The sequence below is a fragment of the Dactylosporangium sp. NPDC000521 genome (genome assembly GCF_042898305.1).
In the GTDB taxonomy this organism is placed as follows: domain Bacteria; phylum Actinomycetota; class Actinomycetes; order Mycobacteriales; family Micromonosporaceae; genus Dactylosporangium.
In genome coordinates, this window is sequence record NZ_JBIAYW010000005.1 from 551,824 (window position 1) to 566,697 (window position 14,874).

Sequence of the window (14,874 nt, forward strand, 5' to 3'; positions counted from 1 at the left end):
CAATGCTGAGCATGAGCGGCATCAGCAAGCAGTTCCCCGGCGTCAAGGCCCTCGAGGGTGTGGATTTCCGCCTGTACCAAGGGGAGATCCACGCCCTCATGGGTGAGAACGGCGCCGGGAAGTCGACGCTCATCAAGGTGCTGACCGGCGTCTACGACATCGACGAGGGTGAGATCACCCTCGAGGGCCGACCGGTCCGGTTCGCCGGGCCGCACCAGGCCACCGAGGCCGGCATCAGCACCGTGTACCAAGAGGTCAACCTCTGCGCGAACCTCTCCGTCGCGGAGAACATCTTCATCGGGCGCGAGCCGACGAAGTTCGGCCGGATCCAGTGGGGCGTCATGCGGCGCCGCGCGACCGACCTGCTCCAGCGCATGGAGCTCGACCTCGACGTCACCGCGCAGCTGTCGACGTACTCCCTCGCCGTGCAGCAACTGGTCGCGATCGCCCGCGCCATCGACGTCGACGCGAAGGTGCTCGTCCTCGACGAGCCGACCTCCAGCCTCGACGCCGGCGAGGTCGCTCAGCTGTTCCGCATCATGCGGCAGCTCAAGGCGCAGGGCATCGCGATCGTGTTCGTGTCGCACTTCCTCGACCAGATCTACGAGATCTGCGACCGGATGACGATCCTGCGCAACGGCCGGCTGGTCGGTGAGCACCTCGTCGCCGACATCAGCCAGGTCCAGCTGGTCAGCCTCATGATCGGCAAGGAGCTGGCGCTGCTGGAGCGCCTGGAGGACGCCGGCAAGCGCTCGTTCACCGGCGTCGAGGCCGTCGCCCAGGCGCACGAGCTGGGCCGCTCCGGCGCTGTCGAGCCGTTCAGCCTCACCATCCACAAGGGCGAGGTCGTCGGCCTCGCCGGGCTGCTGGGCTCCGGCCGCACCGAGCTCGCCCGGCTGTTCTTCGGCGCCGACAAGGCCGACAGCGGCCGGCTGGAGATCGACGGCAAGCCGGTCAACCTGCACGGCCCGCGCACCGCCATGGACCACGACATCGCATACTGCTCCGAGAACCGCAAGACCGAAGGCCTGGTCGAGGAGCTGTCGGTCCGCGAGAACATCATCCTCGCCCTGCAGGCGGCCCGCGGGTGGACCCGCCCGCTGCCGAGAAGGCGGCAGGACGAGCTGGTCCAGAAGTACATCGACGCGCTGAACATCAACCCGAAGGACCCCGAGCTGCCGGTCCGCAACCTCAGCGGCGGCAACCAGCAGAAGGTCCTCCTGGCGCGGTGGCTCATCACCGAGCCGCGGCTGCTCATCCTCGACGAGCCGACCCGCGGCATCGACATCGGCGCCAAGGCCGAGATCCAGCGGCTGGTGGTCGAGCTCTCCGACGGAGGCATGGCCGTGCTGTTCATCTCCGCCGAGCTGGAGGAGGTGCTGCGCCTCAGCCACCGCATCGGCGTCCTGCGCGACCGGAGGCTGGTCACCCAGCTGGAGAACACCGACGCGGTCGACCTCGACCGCCTCACCGAGACGATTGCGAGCGGCACCTGATGGCGGCGATCACCAAGCACAGGCTGTTCTGGCCGGCGGCGATCCTCCTGGTGCTGCTCGTCACGAACGTGTTCTTCTCCGGCGGCTTCTTCAAGATCGAGCTGCGCGACGGCCACCTGTACGGCAGCATCATCGACATCCTGCGCGCCAGCGCGCCGCTGGGGCTCGTGGCGCTGGGCATGACGCTGGTCATCGCCACGGGCGGCATCGACCTGTCCGTCGGCGCCGTCGTCGCGATCGCCGGCGCGCTCGCCTGCCTGCGCATCAGCGAGCTGGACGACCAGAACAGCGTCGGCGGCGTCCTGCTCGCCGTCGGGCTCGCGCTGGTGCTGTCGCTGGTGCTCGGCGTCTGGAACGGGTTCCTCGTCGCCACCGTCGGCATCCAGCCGATCATCGCCACGCTGATCCTCATGGTCGCCGGCCGCGGCCTCGCCCAGCTCATCACCGACGGGCAGATCATCACGATCAACAGCAGCCCGTACAAGATGATCGGCGCGGGCTACTGGCTGGGCCTGCCGCTCAGCGTCATCATCGCCGTCGGCGTCGCGGTCCTCGCCGGCCTGATCGTGCGCCGGTCGGCGCTCGGGCTGCTGCTGGAGTCCGTCGGCGGCAACGCCGAGGCATCCCGGCTCGCCGGCATCAAGTCGCGCTGGCTGATCCTCATCGTCTACGTGTTCGCCGGGCTCTGCGCCGGCGTCGCCGGACTGATGATCAGCTCCAACGTGTCCAGCGCCGACGGCAACAACGCCGGCCTGCTCATCGAGCTCGACGCGATCCTCGCCGTGGTCATCGGCGGCACCTCGCTGTCCGGCGGCCGGTTCTCGATCGCCGGCACCGTCCTCGGCGCGGTCATCATCAAGACCCTCGACATCACGATCTACACCGTCGGCATCCCGCCCGAGGTGACGCTGCTGTTCAAGGCGGTCGTCGTGGTCGTCCTGTGCCTCGCCCAGGCGCCGAAGTTCCGCGAGAAGTTCCAGCGCCGCCGCCCATCCACGCCCACCGCCCCCCAGGCGCAGCAGAAGGTGGAGGTGACCGCATGAGCGGCCAGCGGAGCGGCTCGGGCCGCGAATCAGCATTGCAGGGTGCCAGCCGGCGCCGCAGCGCAGCGGAGGTGACGGCATGACGACCTTCGAGACGCTCCAGAAACGGGTCATCAGAAGGCCGCAGCAGCGGCACATCCCGGTGCTGGCGACCCTCGCCCTGCTGTGTCTCATGTACGGCGCCGGCGTCGTGCGGTACACCGGCTTCGACGACACGCAGATCGTCCTGAACGTCTTCATCGACAACGGCTTCCTGCTCGTCGTCGGCGTCGGCATGACGTTCGTGATCCTGACCGGCGGCATCGACCTGTCGGTCGGCGCGGTCGTCGCGCTCACCACGATGATCTTCGCGTCGCTGGTGCGGGCCGGCTGGTCACCGATCGCGGTGCTGCCCGTGGTGCTGCTCGTCGGCGCCCTGATCGGCCTCGCGATGGGCTGCATCATCCACTTCTTCGACATCCAGCCCTTCATCGCCACGCTCGCCGGCATGTTCCTCGCCCGCGGCCTGTGCTACGTCATCAGCACCGAGGCGATCCGCATCGACAACGCGCTGTGGACCTCCCTCGCCGACTACAAGATCCGCTTCGGCGGGTTCCACATCTCGTGGAGCGTCGTCATCTCGCTCGTCGTGGTGCTCGTCGGCGCGTACGTCCTGGCGTACACCAGACTCGGCCGCAACATCTACGCCATCGGCGGCAACCAGCAGTCGGCGCTCCTCATGGGCCTGCCCGTCGGGCGCACGAAGATCGCCGTCTACACGATCAGCGGCGTCTGCTCCGCCCTCGGCGGCGTGCTGCTGACCTTCTACACGTCCTCCGGTTACGGCCTGCACGCCCTCGGCATGGAGCTCGACGCCATCGCGGCCGTGGTCATCGGCGGGACCGTCCTCACCGGCGGATCCGGCTTCCTGTTCGGCACCGTGCTCGGGGTCCTCGTGCTCGGCCTCATCCAGACCATCATCACGTTCGAGGGCACCCTCAGCTCGTGGTGGACCAAGATCGTCATCGGTGCGCTGCTGTTCGCGTTCATCGTGCTGCAGCGGGCCGTGGCGCGGAGATCACAATGACGCGATATGTAGTCGGGGTCGACTTCGGCACCCTGTCCGGCCGGGCCGTCGTGGTCCGGGTCGCCGACGGGGCGGAGGTGGGCACCGCCGTCCACGAGTACCGGCACGGCGCGGTCGAGCGGACCCTCCCCGCGACCGGCGAGACGCTGCCGCCGCACTGGGCGCTGCAGATGCCCAGCGACTGGGTCGACGTGCTGCGCCACGCGGTCCCGGCCGCCCTGCGGGACATCGACCCGGCCGACGTGGTCGGCATCGCCACGGACTTCACCGCCTGCACGTTCCTGCCGGTGCTCGCCGACGGCACACCGCTGAGCGACGTCCTGCCCGCGGAGAAGCACGCCTACCCGAAGCTGTGGAAGCACCACGCCGCGCAGCGGCAGGCCGACCGGATCAACGCGCTCGCCGCAGCACGTGGCGAGGCCTGGCTCGCGCGGTACGGTGGCAAACTCTCCTCCGAGTGGCAGCTGGCGAAGGCGCTGCAGGTCCTCGAGGAGGACCCGGCGGTCTTCGCGCGGGCCGAGCGTTTCATCGAGGCCGCCGACTGGATCGTATGGCAGCTGACCGGCGTCGAGACCCGCAACGCGTGCACCGCCGGGTACAAGGGTGCGTATCAGGACGGCGGCTACCCGCCCCGGGACTACTTCGAGGCGCTGCACCCCGGCTTCGGCGCGTTCCTCGACAAGACCGACGGTCCGCTGTCGCCGCTCGGCGGGCTCGCCGGCCGGCTGACCGCCGAGGCCGCCGCGTGGACCGGGCTGCCGGAAGGCATCGCGGTCGCCGTCGGCAACGTCGACGCGCACGTGACCGCACCGGCCGCGCAGGCCGTCGACGCCGGGCAGCTCGTCGCCATCATGGGCACCTCCACGTGCCACGTGATGAGCGGCGCGGCCCTCGCCGACGTGCCCGGCATGTGCGGGGTCGTCGCCGACGGCATCATCCCCGGCCTGTACGGCTACGAGGCCGGACAGTCCGGCGTCGGCGACATCTTCGGCTGGTTCGTCGGCTTCCTGGAAGGCGGCGCCGACACACACGATCGCCTGACCGAGCTCGCCGCCGCGCAGCGCCCCGGGCAGCACGGCCTGGTCGCGCTGGACTGGCACAACGGCAACCGCTCGGTGCTCGTCGACCACCACCTGTCCAGCGTGATCGTCGGGCAGACCCTCGCCACCCGCCCGGAGGACGTCTACCGGGCGCTGATCGAGGCGACCGCCTTCGGCACCCGCACCATCGTGGAGACCCTCGAGACCGCCGGCGTGCCGGTGACCGAGTTCATCGCCGCCGGCGGGCTGCTCAAGAACACGTTCCTCATGCAGGTCTACAGCGACGTGCTGCGCCGCCCGATCAGCGTCATCGACTCCGAGCAGGGGCCGGCGCTGGGCTCGGCGATCCACGCCGCGGTCGCCGCCGGCGAATACCCGGACGTGCGGGCCGCCGCGGCGGCGATGGGCAAGGTGAAGCGGGCCGTCTACACCCCCGACGAAGCCGCCGCCGACGTCTACGACCGACTCTACGCCGAGTACCGGCAGCTGCATGACCACTTCGGCCGCCCCGGCGGCAACGAGGTCCTGCACCGCCTCCGCGAACTGCGCGAGGAGGTGGCCCAGTGATCTCCCAGCTCAGGCAGGAGGTCTGCGACCTGCACGCGGAGCTGATCCGCTGGGGCCTGGTGACCTGGACGTCGGGCAACGTGTCCGCCCGCGTCCCCGGTTCGGATCTGCTGGTGATCAAGCCGTCGGGGGTCTCCTACGACGACCTGACACCCGAGGCGATGGTGGTCTGCGATCTCGACGGCAAGCTCGTCGAGGGGGACCGCGCCCCGTCGTCGGACACCGAGGCGCACGCGTACGTGTACCGGCACATGCCGCACGTCGGCGGGGTCGTGCACACGCACAGCCCGTACGCGACGGCGTGGGCGGCCCGCGGCGAGCCGATCCCGTGCTCGATCACCGCGATGGCCGACGAGTTCGGCGGCGACATCCCGGTCGGGCCGTTCGCGCTGATCGGCTCCGACGCGATCGGCCGCGGCATCGTCGAGACGCTCACCGGGCACCCCTCACCGGCGGTGCTGATGCTGCAGCACGGCCCCTTCACCATCGGCGCCACCGCGAAGGCCGCCGTGAAGGCGGCGGTCATGTGTGAGGACGTCGCCAGGACCATGCACTTCGCCCGGCAGCTGGGCGCCGTCGAGCGGCTGCCGGACGTGGCCGTCGCCTCGCTGCACGACCGCTATCAGAACGTCTACGGCCAGCCGCAGGGCGGGCAGAGGAGCACACGATGACGCACGAGGTCTGGTTCCTGACCGGCAGCCAGGGGCTCTACGGCCCCGAGACGCTCGACCAGGTCGCGGCCCAGTCGAGGCAGATCGCCGCGACCCTGGACGAGTCGCCGGACATCGCGGTGCGCGTGGTGTGGAAGCCGGTGCTCACCAGCGCCGGCGACATCCTGCGGACCTGCCTCGAAGCCAACGCTGACTCGTCGGTCGTCGGCGTGGTCGCGTGGATGCACACGTTCTCGCCGGCCAAGATGTGGATCTCCGGGCTCGACGCGCTGCGCACCCCGCTGCTGCACCTGCACACGCAGGCCAACGTGGCGCTTCCGTGGGCCGAGATCGACATGGACTTCATGAACCTGAACCAGGCCGCCCACGGCGACCGCGAGTTCGGCTACATCCAGTCCCGGCTCGGCGTGGCCCGCAAGACCGTCGCCGGGCACGTCACCGACCCGCGGGTCACCGCCCGCATCGGCGCCTGGGCGCGGGCCGCCGCCGGCTACACGGAGATGCGGTCCCTGCGGCTGGCCCGCTTCGGCGACAACATGCGCGACGTCGCCGTCACCGAGGGCGACAAGGTCGAGGCGCAGCTGCGCTTCGGGGTCTCGGTCAACACGTACGGCGTGAACGACCTCGTCGAGGCCGTCGACGCGACCCTCGACGCCGACGTGGACAATCTGGTCAAGGAGTACCACGACACGTACCGGGTGTCGGCCGCTTTGAAGACCGACCGGGCCGAGTCGCTGCGCTACGCGGCCCGGATCGAGCTGGGCCTGCGGGCGTTCCTCACCGCGGGCGGGTTCAAGGCCTTCACCACCAACTTCGAGGACCTTGGCGGGCTGCGCCAGCTGCCGGGCCTCGCGGTGCAGCGGCTGATGGCCGACGGCTACGGCTTCGGCGGCGAGGGCGACTGGAAGACCTCTGTCCTCGTGCGCACGCTGAAGGCGATGGCACCCGGTGGCGGCACCTCGTTCATGGAGGACTACACGTACGACCTCACGCCCGGCAACGAGGTCATCCTGGGTGCGCACATGCTCGAGGTGTGCCCCAGCATCGCGTTCGACACCCCGTCGTGCGAGATCCACCCGCTCGGCATCGGCGGCCGCGAGGACCCGGTGCGGCTCGTCTTCGACGCCACGCCCGGCCCAGCCGTCGTCCTCGGCCTGGCCGACCTCGGCGAACGCTTCCGCCTGGTGGCCAACGAGATCGACGTGGTCACGCCGACCGCGCCGCTGCCGAAGCTGCCCGTGGCGCGGGCCGTCTGGAAGCCGCGGCCGGACCTGTCGACGTCGGCGGAGTCGTGGCTGACCGCCGGAGGCCCGCACCACACGGTGTTGTCGTTCGCCGTCGGTACCGAGGAGCTGGCGGACCTGGCGGACATGACCGGCACGGAGCTGCTCGTCATCGACGCGGACACGACGGTCCGGCAGTTCGCCAAGGAGGTCCGCTGGAATCAGGCGTACCATCGCCTCGCGCGGGGGTTCTGAAATACGGGTGCGTTCCGTTTATGGAACTGGTGAGGTGGGTGCATGACCGTTCGCATCAGGCACATCACCGTCGACTGCGCCAAGTGCTACGACCTGTCGCTGTTCTGGGCCGCCGTCACCGGTTTCCGTGAGGACCCCGACGACCCCAACCTGCCGGAGCACACCGAGGCGGCGCTGCACGCCCCGGACGGCTCGACCGGGATGCTGTTCATCCAGGTGCCGGAGGGCAAGACCGGCAAGAACCGCATCCACCTCGACCTGCAGCCCACCTCCTCGGGCAGGGACGAGGAGGTCCAGCGGATCCTCGGCCTCGGGGCCACGCTGGTCGCCGACTTCCGCAAGGAGGACGGCACCGGCTGGGTCACCCTGGCCGATCCGGAGGGCAACGAGTTCTGCGTGGAGCGCAGCGCCGCCGAACGCGCCGCTGGGCCCGCCGCCTGATCGTCCCTGCGCCGTTTCTTGCGGGCGGCGCAGGGACCTTGTTACTCGCGGGTTGCATTGCCGGTCGTTCAAGGCGGACGATGCAGCCATGCAGCGCGAGGAGCACAGCCTCACCGGAGGCGGCGGGGTCCGCATCGTCTACGACGCCTGGACTCCCTCGACCGTCGAGGGAGTCGTCGTGCTCTCCCACGGCATGGGGGAGCACGCCCGGCGGTATGACCACGTCGTGGCCCGCCTCGGCGAGCTCGGCCTCGCCGTCTACGCGCCCGACCACCGCGGCCACGGCCGCTCCGGCGGGAAGCGGATGTACCTGCGCAGCATCGACGAGTACACCGCCGACCTGCACCTGCTCTTCGGTGAGGTCGCCGCCCGTCACCCCGGCCAGGCGCCGTTCCTCATCGGGCACAGCATGGGCGCCATGATCGCCCTCGCCTACGCCCTGGACCACCAGGCGTCGCTGCGCGCGCTCGCCCTGTCCGGCACGCCGGTCGTCCCGGGCTCGGGGATCGGCAAGCCGGCGATCGCCGTCGCGAAGGTCCTCGGCCGGATCGCGCCGGCGACGCCCGTCCAGGCGCTGAACTCCGCGTACATCTCCAAGGACCCGGCCGTCGTGGCCGCCTACGACGCCGACCCGCTCGTCTACCACGGCAAGGTCCCCGCGGGCGTCGGCGGCGCCATGCTCAGCCAGATGGCCGTGTTCCAGCGCCGCCTGCCGTCACTGACCTTGCCGACCCTGGTCCTGCACGGCGCCTCGGACAAGCTCGTCGACCCGGCCGGCAGCCGCCTCATCGCCGACAAGGCCGGTTCCCAGGACCTCACCCTGCACATCTACGACGACCTGCACCACGAGGTCTTCAACGAGCCCGAGCGCGACCGCGTCCTCGATGACCTGATCGGGTGGCTGAAGACCCACTGAGGAATGCACTGAGGAATGTACTGCGGCCTCGCGCCGTTGATCCCTTCCATGGACGACGTCATGGCCGAATACCGCAGGGGAGTCCTCTTCTTCGACGCCGGCGACCCGATCGAGGCCGCGAAGATCCTCACCACCGTCCTGGACCAGGAGCCGGGCAACGCCGAGGTGCGACTGTGGCTGGCCCGCGCCTACTTCGCCTCTGCGCAGCTGAACCGCGCCGAGACGCATCTGCGCAGCCTGGTCGACCGCGACCCGACCGACCACTACGCCCACCACCTGCTGGGCCGCACCCTGGAGCGGCAGAACAAGCCCCGCGAGGCCCTGCCCTTCCTGCGCCTGGCCGCGGCGATGGCCACCGTCCCCGACTACGCCGACGCCGTCCGCCGCGTCGAGGGCGCCTGCTCGCCCTGACCCCGCCCACCCGTGTCCTGTCCGATCCGAGCCCACGGGCGAGCAGGGCGCGGCTCATGGCGCGCGCGGGCAGTTGTGCCCGGGCGCGCAGGTCACCCGCTCGCTCACCCGGTGCCGGCACCGTCCGGGCGTAGCATGGGACTTGCCTGCGAGACGACCGAGCGAAGCTGGTAGCACAGCGGAGCCGAGACACCAGGAGACCGAGAGGTCGAATGGTGTCATCGAACACCAGATCCGGTGAAAGCCGGTGACGGTGGATCGCCTCGCAGGTTCATTCCTGCCTCCGGCGTCTGAGCGTGAGTAGGGCCCGCGCTCAGGCGCCGGAAGCCGCGCGCAGCATGTCGCCCCAGCCGGCCTGGATCATGCTGGTGAAGCGCCACTCCCCGCCCGTCTTGGCCATCACGTCGACGTAGCGCATGTGCAGCACCTGCTCGCCCGTGGTGACCGTGCTGTCGGTGACGACGACGGCCAGGTCGGCGTTGAGGAACACCGGCTGCCGTTGGTTGTCCAGCCGTGGCCGCGGCTCACCGACGGCCGCCCGCATCGCCTGGACGAACGTGGCACGGTCCCACTGCTGCGTCACACACTCACCGGCCGAGTCGTTCGTCGTCACCGTCAGCGGAAACAGCGCGACATCGGCCATGCCCTCGACGTCCCCGCGCTCGGCGAGCGCATCGTAGGCGGCGAACCAGTCCAGTAGCCGCGCGACGTCCTTGTCATCGGGCATGAAGACGGCGTTGGTGATCGGGCTCTGCTCGGACAATGCCACCCCTTGGTTCAGATTCTCTCTACGCCGTATAGAGTAACGGTGCATCTGCCGTCCGGCAACCGCTCCCGCGTGTCGTGCGGGGCGAGCGGGGCCGGTGCGCCTGCGGCCGGATCGTGCGGGGCCGGATGATCCGCGCGAACCGCGGCCGGACGTCACGCCGCTCGCCCAGGAGGAGGAGAACGCGTTCAGCCTCATGCTGGCAGCGTCCGCCCCGACCTGAGCCGGCCGCATACCTCCACCCGGTCCGGGAAGCAACGGTCGTGCAGTACTCCATCCGAGAGCGCGCCGTGCTGGCCGGCGCGGCCGTCACCGTCACCGTCACACTCGCCGCCTGCGGTGACACCGCCAGCAGCGGCGACACCCCCACGGCGCCGGGCAACGGCAGCGTGAGCGTCAATCCGACGTTCAACAACGCCGATTCGATCTTCGTCCGGATGATGATCCCGCATCATGAGCAGGCCGTGGAGATGGCCGCCCTGGCCCAGACGAAGGCGACCGATCCGGACGTCAGGCAGCTCGCCGCCAAGATGGGTGCCGCGCAGCAGGCGGAGATCGCGACGATGCGGGGCTGGCTGGCCGCCTGGGGTCAGCCGACCACGATGCCGAGCGGCATGATGCCGCATGACATGCCGAGCGGGATGATGCCCAGCGGGATGCCGATGATGCCGGGCACGATGACCAGCGCCGACATGGCGAAGCTGAAGGCGGCGACCGGCAGCGACTTCGACCGGCAGTTCCTCCAGATGATGATCACCCACCACCAGGGAGCGATCGTCATGGCCCAGGGCGAGACGGCCCACGGCACCAACCCGGACGCCAAGGCCCTCGCGGCCCGCATCGAGAAGACGCAACAGGCCGAGATCGTCGCGATGCAGCACATGGCCCCGCCGCCATCCTGAACGGATCCGGCCGCCGGCGCGAGTCGGCGGCGGTGACGAGCAAGGTGAGGAGGATCGCGTACCCTCGTCGGCAGGTGTGCCGGGAAGTCTGGTCGGCGATGTCTTTGCCGACCCTTCCCGCAGGAGCCGCATGCGACCCGCACCCGACCGCCGTCCGCGAATGTCGCTGCTCGGGCGTGGGAGCTGGGGCGAGGCCAGCCGGATCGGCGACATCCTGCGCACGGAGACGGTCGGCGGCGCGTTGCTGCTGGCCGCGGCGGTGGTCGCGCTGCTGTGGGCGAACTCGCCGTGGCGGGCCGCCTACCACACGCTGGGCGCGGTTACGGTCGGCCCGCACGCGCTGCACCTCGACCTGTCCCTGGCCGAATGGTCGGCCGGCGGTCTGCTGGCGGTCTTCTTCTTCGTGGCCGGTCTGGAGCTCAAACGGGAGTTCGTCGCCGGGGACCTGCGGGATCCGCGGCGGGCGATGCTCCCGGTCCTCGCCGCGGTCGGCGGCATGATCGGCCCCGCGGTGATCTTCGTGGCGGTCAACGCCGGCGTCCCCGGCGCGCTCGCCGGGTGGGCGGTCCCGACCGCCACCGACGTCGCGTTCGCGCTCGCCGTGCTCGGCGTCATCAGCACCCACCTGCCGGCGGCGCTGCGGACGTTCCTGCTGACCCTCGCCGTCGTCGACGACCTGCTCGGCATCACGATCATCGGCGTGTTCTACACCGACGACCTGTGGATCGTCCCGGCCGTCCTGATGCTGGTCCCGCTCGGGCTGTTCGGTGTGCTCACGCACCTGCAGGTGCGCGCCTGGTGGGTGCTGCTGCCCCTCGCCGCGGCGACGTGGGCCCTCATGCACGCCTCCGGCGTCCACGCCACCATCGCCGGAGTCCTGCTCGGGTTCGCGGTCCCGGTGCGGCGCCGCGCCGACGGCACCGGCTGCGAGATGGCGCAACGGTTCGAGCGGCGCTGGCGGCCGGTCTCCGCCGGCGTCGCCGTGCCCGTGTTCGCGTTCTTCGCCGCCGGGGTCACCGTCGTCGGCCAGGGCCCGATCGGCGCCCGCCTGATCAACTCGGTCACCCTCGGCGTCGTCGCCGCGCTGGTGGTCGGCAAGGCGATCGGCGTGCTCGGGACGACGTGGCTGGTGCAACGGTTCACCAGCGCCCGGCTCGCCGCACAGCTGAGCTGGTGGGACGTCTTCGGGCTGTCGATCCTCGCCGGGATGGGATTCACGGTGTCGCTGCTGATCGGCGAGCTCGCGTTCGGTGTCGGCACGCAACGCGACGCCGACGCGAAGATCGGCATCCTGCTCGGGTCGTTGATCGCCGCGACGCTCGCCGCCGTGGTGCTGCGCATCCGCAACGTCCACTACAGCCGGCTGCGCAAGATCGAGGAGCTCGACCTCGACGCCGACGGCATCCCCGACGTCTACCAGCAGGAAGACCCGGCCACCTGACGGCCGGCGAAGACGAGCTGCTCCGGCCCGGTGATCGCCGACGTACCCAGGTCGCAGCGTGCCGCTGCTGCCCCGCCTGCGATCCTGGCTCCGCCCGTCTGGCGTCGCAGGGCTGATTCAGGCGGCTGAGCCGCGGTTCGCTGCGGGCTGGGCGGGCCAGGTCCCGGGGCGGGGGTCGCCGACTCGGCCCACAACTGCCACCACTGTGCGTCGGGCACCTCGCCGGCCGCGGTTGCGAACGCGCGCATGGTCGCCAGGGTGCGTTTCGAGGCGGTCAGGTCGACTAGCCCGGACCAGGTCCTCGAGTTCCCTGCGGCGCGCGAGCATCACCGCGCCGATGAGGTCCTTCCCGGCGTCGGTCAGGCAGAGCCAGATCGGGCGCCGGTCGTCCTCATGTCGCTGCGGGCGCTCACCTCCGTCACGCATCGGTGGGCTCGATCGCGTTGAGGATCGCGGCCTTCAGGGCGTCGACGTCGTACGGGTTGACGGTGATCGCCTCGGGGAATCCAGTGGCGGTGATCAGATGGTCGTGTGTTCCACGGTGCCGCGGACGGTGACGACCACTGCGCCGCTGTGCTCGATGCTGCTGCTGACGGAGAAGTTCACCGCGCGTCGACTCGATCGTGCCGCTCCGCGCCCGCCGGCACGGGTTCGGCACCGGTGGCCGGGCCGTACGATGTCGCCTCTGCGAGGGTCCGGAACGCTGGGAACAGCTCGTGCAGGTTGAGCAGCCGCAACGAATCCCGGACCTGCTGTGCCGCGCCGACCAGGCACACGGTGATGGACCGGCGGTGCGCATGGACCAGCACGTCGATGGCGCCGGAGTCCAGCCGTGCCACCCGGGTGACGTCGATGACGAGGCGTTGTGCCCGACCGGGCAGGTCGAGGACGAGGTCGCGCAGGCGGGCGTTGACGAGCAGGTCGGGTGAGCCCGTCAGGGTCACGACGGTGGTGTCCGCCACCCGGGTGACCCTCAGGCGCCGCGACTCGCGGGCGGCGGGCACGCAGCGTTCACGGGCCAGCGCCTGTTCGACCATCCGTGGCGGCGGGGGTGTGTGCGTGCAGCGGCGGCAGGTGTGCGGTCCGGTCGCGAGGTCGTCACCGGTCCAGCCGTCCTGGCTGAACAGGCTCCACGCGACGGCCCAGTTCCCCATCGTCGGGGCGAGGTTGGTGACCAGTTGGCCGCAGCCGTCGCAGGCGAGGGTGAAGTTCTTGCTGTCGAGACTGAGCAACGCCGTCAATCGTGACCCCTATCGGACCGGGTGGACAAGGATCCACCCTGCGCGCGGTGCATGGCAGCCGTCCCGCGAATTGATGACAGTTCTATGACGAAGCCTCCGGCGGCTCGGCCGCTGTGCCGGTGACAGTTGCGTGACATCTGCCACCCGACGGCGGCTGCGGGCCGCGACGGACATCGGCTGCCGAGGCGACACGCGGACGCCGCAGCGGCTCGTCACGGTCCGTGGCATGGGCTACAAGCTGCAGCGATGAGACGCGCGGGGCTTCGGACACGGGTCGTCGGCGGGTTCGCCGTCGGCGCGTTGCTGCTGTCGGCGTCGATGGCGTTCGCGACATACCAGGCGACCCGGCATTCCCTGCTGGAAGGGCGCGAGCGGGCGTCGGTGCGTGCGGTGTCGTTCGACACCCGGATCCTGCGGGAGGGTGTGCTCACCGATCAGGTCGACGCCGCCGATCTGCTGCGCTCGTTGGACACGGGCGGGAACCGGCGGGCGATGCTGTACCACGACGGCGGCTGGCTCGGCCGGGCCGCCGACGACGGCACCATCGAGGCGGTGGTGGGACACCGGGGGGACCGCCCCACCATCGCGTCTTCGGGGTGTGCGTCGCATCCGACACACGGCCAGGAGGAACCCAGTCTTGCCCGGCCATGTGGAGGCCATTCGGCGGTGGGATGACGGTTGTATGACACGCTGCCTCGTCGCACAACTGTCACACGATTGAGGATTTCCCGCCATGCCGCGCGGCGAGGATCGCGATGGCGGCTCCGGCCGGAGCCATGCCGTGCAGCGAGACCTGGGGGTGTCGACGTCATGCCGATGATCGGCGGCCGGTATCGGCTGATCGCCGAGGTGGGCACCGGCGGCACGGCGTCCGTGTGGCGGGCCGTCGACGTCAGGCTCGAACGGACCGCTGCGGTCAGGATGCTGCCGCACCGCATCGACGCGCCACCGCCGACGGACTTCACGGTCAACGGCATCGCTTGCGACCGGTCGGTGTCCGTGCTCGCCGTGGATCGGGCCGACACGGCATGACCCGCGGCCGTCCGCTGCGGTTCGACGCGGTCGTCGAGGACTCCCGCGACATGGGGCACCTGGCCTGTACATCACGATGCTCACCGGCGCGCCGGGTCGGCGCCCGATCCACCTGCACGTCGACCTCGCCCAGTGCCCGTCCGTGGACGCGGCCGGCGTCGACCTTCTCGTCGGGCTGCACCGCCGGCTGCGTGACCTCGGCGGACGGCTGACGTTGCTGAGGCCGTCGCCGCAGATACGGCACCTGGTACGGCTGTCCGGACCGGCCGGCCTGCCCGAGATGGTCGACGAAGGCGCGCCGGCGCCGGGTGAGCCGTCGCGGTAAGCGTCGTACGATCGTCACAATTCCGATGGGCGACCGCC

16 protein-coding genes are annotated in these 14,874 nt (G+C 70.5%); 14 read left to right on the forward strand and 2 right to left on the reverse strand.

Annotated features, from left to right (window positions below; translation table 11 throughout):
- Positions 1 to 2: 2 nt before the first annotated feature.
- The 9 genes from ACFY3L_RS20450 (at position 3) to ACFY3L_RS20490 (ending at position 9,129) form a co-directional block, all read left to right on the forward strand.
- Positions 3 to 1,496 carry a sugar ABC transporter ATP-binding protein gene (locus ACFY3L_RS20450; protein ID WP_389326115.1) on the forward strand — a complete coding sequence of 498 codons (1,494 nt, stop codon included), beginning with the start codon at positions 3 to 5 and terminating at the stop codon, positions 1,494 to 1,496.
- The gene (locus ACFY3L_RS20455) at positions 1,496 to 2,539 is read left to right on the forward strand and encodes an ABC transporter permease (protein WP_389325925.1); all 1,044 of its coding nucleotides are present in this window, start codon (positions 1,496 to 1,498) and stop codon (positions 2,537 to 2,539) included. The genes ACFY3L_RS20450 and ACFY3L_RS20455 overlap by 1 nt, the downstream gene beginning before the upstream one ends.
- A gap of 79 nt (positions 2,540 to 2,618) precedes the next feature.
- The gene (gene yjfF / locus ACFY3L_RS20460; protein ID WP_389325928.1) at positions 2,619 to 3,605 is read left to right on the forward strand and encodes a galactofuranose ABC transporter, permease protein YjfF; all 987 of its coding nucleotides are present in this window, start codon (positions 2,619 to 2,621) and stop codon (positions 3,603 to 3,605) included.
- The gene (locus ACFY3L_RS20465) at positions 3,602 to 5,212 is read left to right on the forward strand and encodes a ribulokinase (protein ID WP_389325931.1); all 1,611 of its coding nucleotides are present in this window, start codon (positions 3,602 to 3,604) and stop codon (positions 5,210 to 5,212) included. The genes yjfF and ACFY3L_RS20465 overlap by 4 nt, the downstream gene beginning before the upstream one ends.
- Positions 5,209 to 5,883, forward strand: a complete 675-nt coding sequence (locus ACFY3L_RS20470; RefSeq protein WP_389325934.1) for an L-ribulose-5-phosphate 4-epimerase — start codon at positions 5,209 to 5,211, stop codon at positions 5,881 to 5,883. Before ACFY3L_RS20465 ends, ACFY3L_RS20470 begins: the two co-directional genes overlap by 4 nt.
- A complete protein-coding gene (gene araA, locus ACFY3L_RS20475) occupies positions 5,880 to 7,361 on the forward strand; it encodes an L-arabinose isomerase (RefSeq protein WP_389325937.1) in 1,482 nt (493 codons plus the stop codon). The genes ACFY3L_RS20470 and araA overlap by 4 nt, the downstream gene beginning before the upstream one ends.
- 42 nt (positions 7,362 to 7,403) lie before the next feature.
- Positions 7,404 to 7,802 (forward strand): VOC family protein, encoded by a 399-nt coding sequence (locus ACFY3L_RS20480; RefSeq protein WP_389325940.1) that lies wholly within the window; start codon positions 7,404 to 7,406, stop codon positions 7,800 to 7,802.
- An 88-nt stretch (positions 7,803 to 7,890) separates the two neighbouring features.
- Positions 7,891 to 8,718, forward strand: coding sequence for an alpha/beta hydrolase (locus ACFY3L_RS20485; RefSeq protein WP_389325943.1), 828 nt, complete (start codon positions 7,891 to 7,893; stop codon positions 8,716 to 8,718).
- 48 nt (positions 8,719 to 8,766) lie between these two features.
- Positions 8,767 to 9,129: a tetratricopeptide repeat protein gene (locus ACFY3L_RS20490; RefSeq protein WP_389325946.1), complete on the forward strand. Its 363-nt coding sequence runs from the start codon at positions 8,767 to 8,769 to the stop codon at positions 9,127 to 9,129.
- 313 nt (positions 9,130 to 9,442) lie between these two features.
- Here ACFY3L_RS20490 and ACFY3L_RS20495 read toward each other — a convergent pair whose 3' ends face one another.
- Positions 9,443 to 10,093 carry a hypothetical protein gene (locus ACFY3L_RS20495; RefSeq protein WP_389325949.1) on the reverse strand — a complete coding sequence of 217 codons (651 nt, stop codon included), beginning with the start codon at positions 10,091 to 10,093 and terminating at the stop codon, positions 9,443 to 9,445.
- Between the two features lie 65 nt (positions 10,094 to 10,158).
- Here ACFY3L_RS20495 and ACFY3L_RS20500 point away from each other — a divergent pair, with 65 nt between their 5' ends.
- Complete coding sequence (locus ACFY3L_RS20500) at positions 10,159 to 10,797, forward strand: DUF305 domain-containing protein (RefSeq protein WP_389325952.1); 639 nt, start codon at positions 10,159 to 10,161, stop codon at positions 10,795 to 10,797.
- A 130-nt stretch (positions 10,798 to 10,927) separates the two neighbouring features.
- Complete coding sequence (gene nhaA / locus ACFY3L_RS20505; RefSeq protein WP_389325955.1) at positions 10,928 to 12,238, forward strand: Na+/H+ antiporter NhaA; 1,311 nt, start codon at positions 10,928 to 10,930, stop codon at positions 12,236 to 12,238.
- Between the two features lie 602 nt (positions 12,239 to 12,840).
- On the opposite strand, the gene ACFY3L_RS20510 is transcribed toward nhaA, so the two are convergent.
- Positions 12,841 to 13,470 carry an STAS domain-containing protein gene (locus ACFY3L_RS20510; protein ID WP_389325958.1) on the reverse strand — a complete coding sequence of 210 codons (630 nt, stop codon included), beginning with the start codon at positions 13,468 to 13,470 and terminating at the stop codon, positions 12,841 to 12,843.
- 255 nt (positions 13,471 to 13,725) lie between these two features.
- Here ACFY3L_RS20510 and ACFY3L_RS20515 point away from each other — a divergent pair, with 255 nt between their 5' ends.
- The 3 genes from ACFY3L_RS20515 (at position 13,726) to ACFY3L_RS20525 (ending at position 14,836) form a co-directional block, all read left to right on the forward strand.
- Positions 13,726 to 14,154, forward strand: coding sequence for a hypothetical protein (locus ACFY3L_RS20515; protein WP_389325961.1), 429 nt, complete (start codon positions 13,726 to 13,728; stop codon positions 14,152 to 14,154).
- Positions 14,155 to 14,289: 135 nt separating this feature from the next.
- Positions 14,290 to 14,511 carry a hypothetical protein gene (locus tag ACFY3L_RS20520; RefSeq protein ID WP_389325964.1) on the forward strand — a complete coding sequence of 74 codons (222 nt, stop codon included), beginning with the start codon at positions 14,290 to 14,292 and terminating at the stop codon, positions 14,509 to 14,511.
- A 76-nt stretch (positions 14,512 to 14,587) separates the two neighbouring features.
- The gene (locus tag ACFY3L_RS20525; RefSeq protein WP_389325967.1) at positions 14,588 to 14,836 is read left to right on the forward strand and encodes an STAS domain-containing protein; all 249 of its coding nucleotides are present in this window, start codon (positions 14,588 to 14,590) and stop codon (positions 14,834 to 14,836) included.
- Positions 14,837 to 14,874 lie beyond the last annotated feature (38 nt).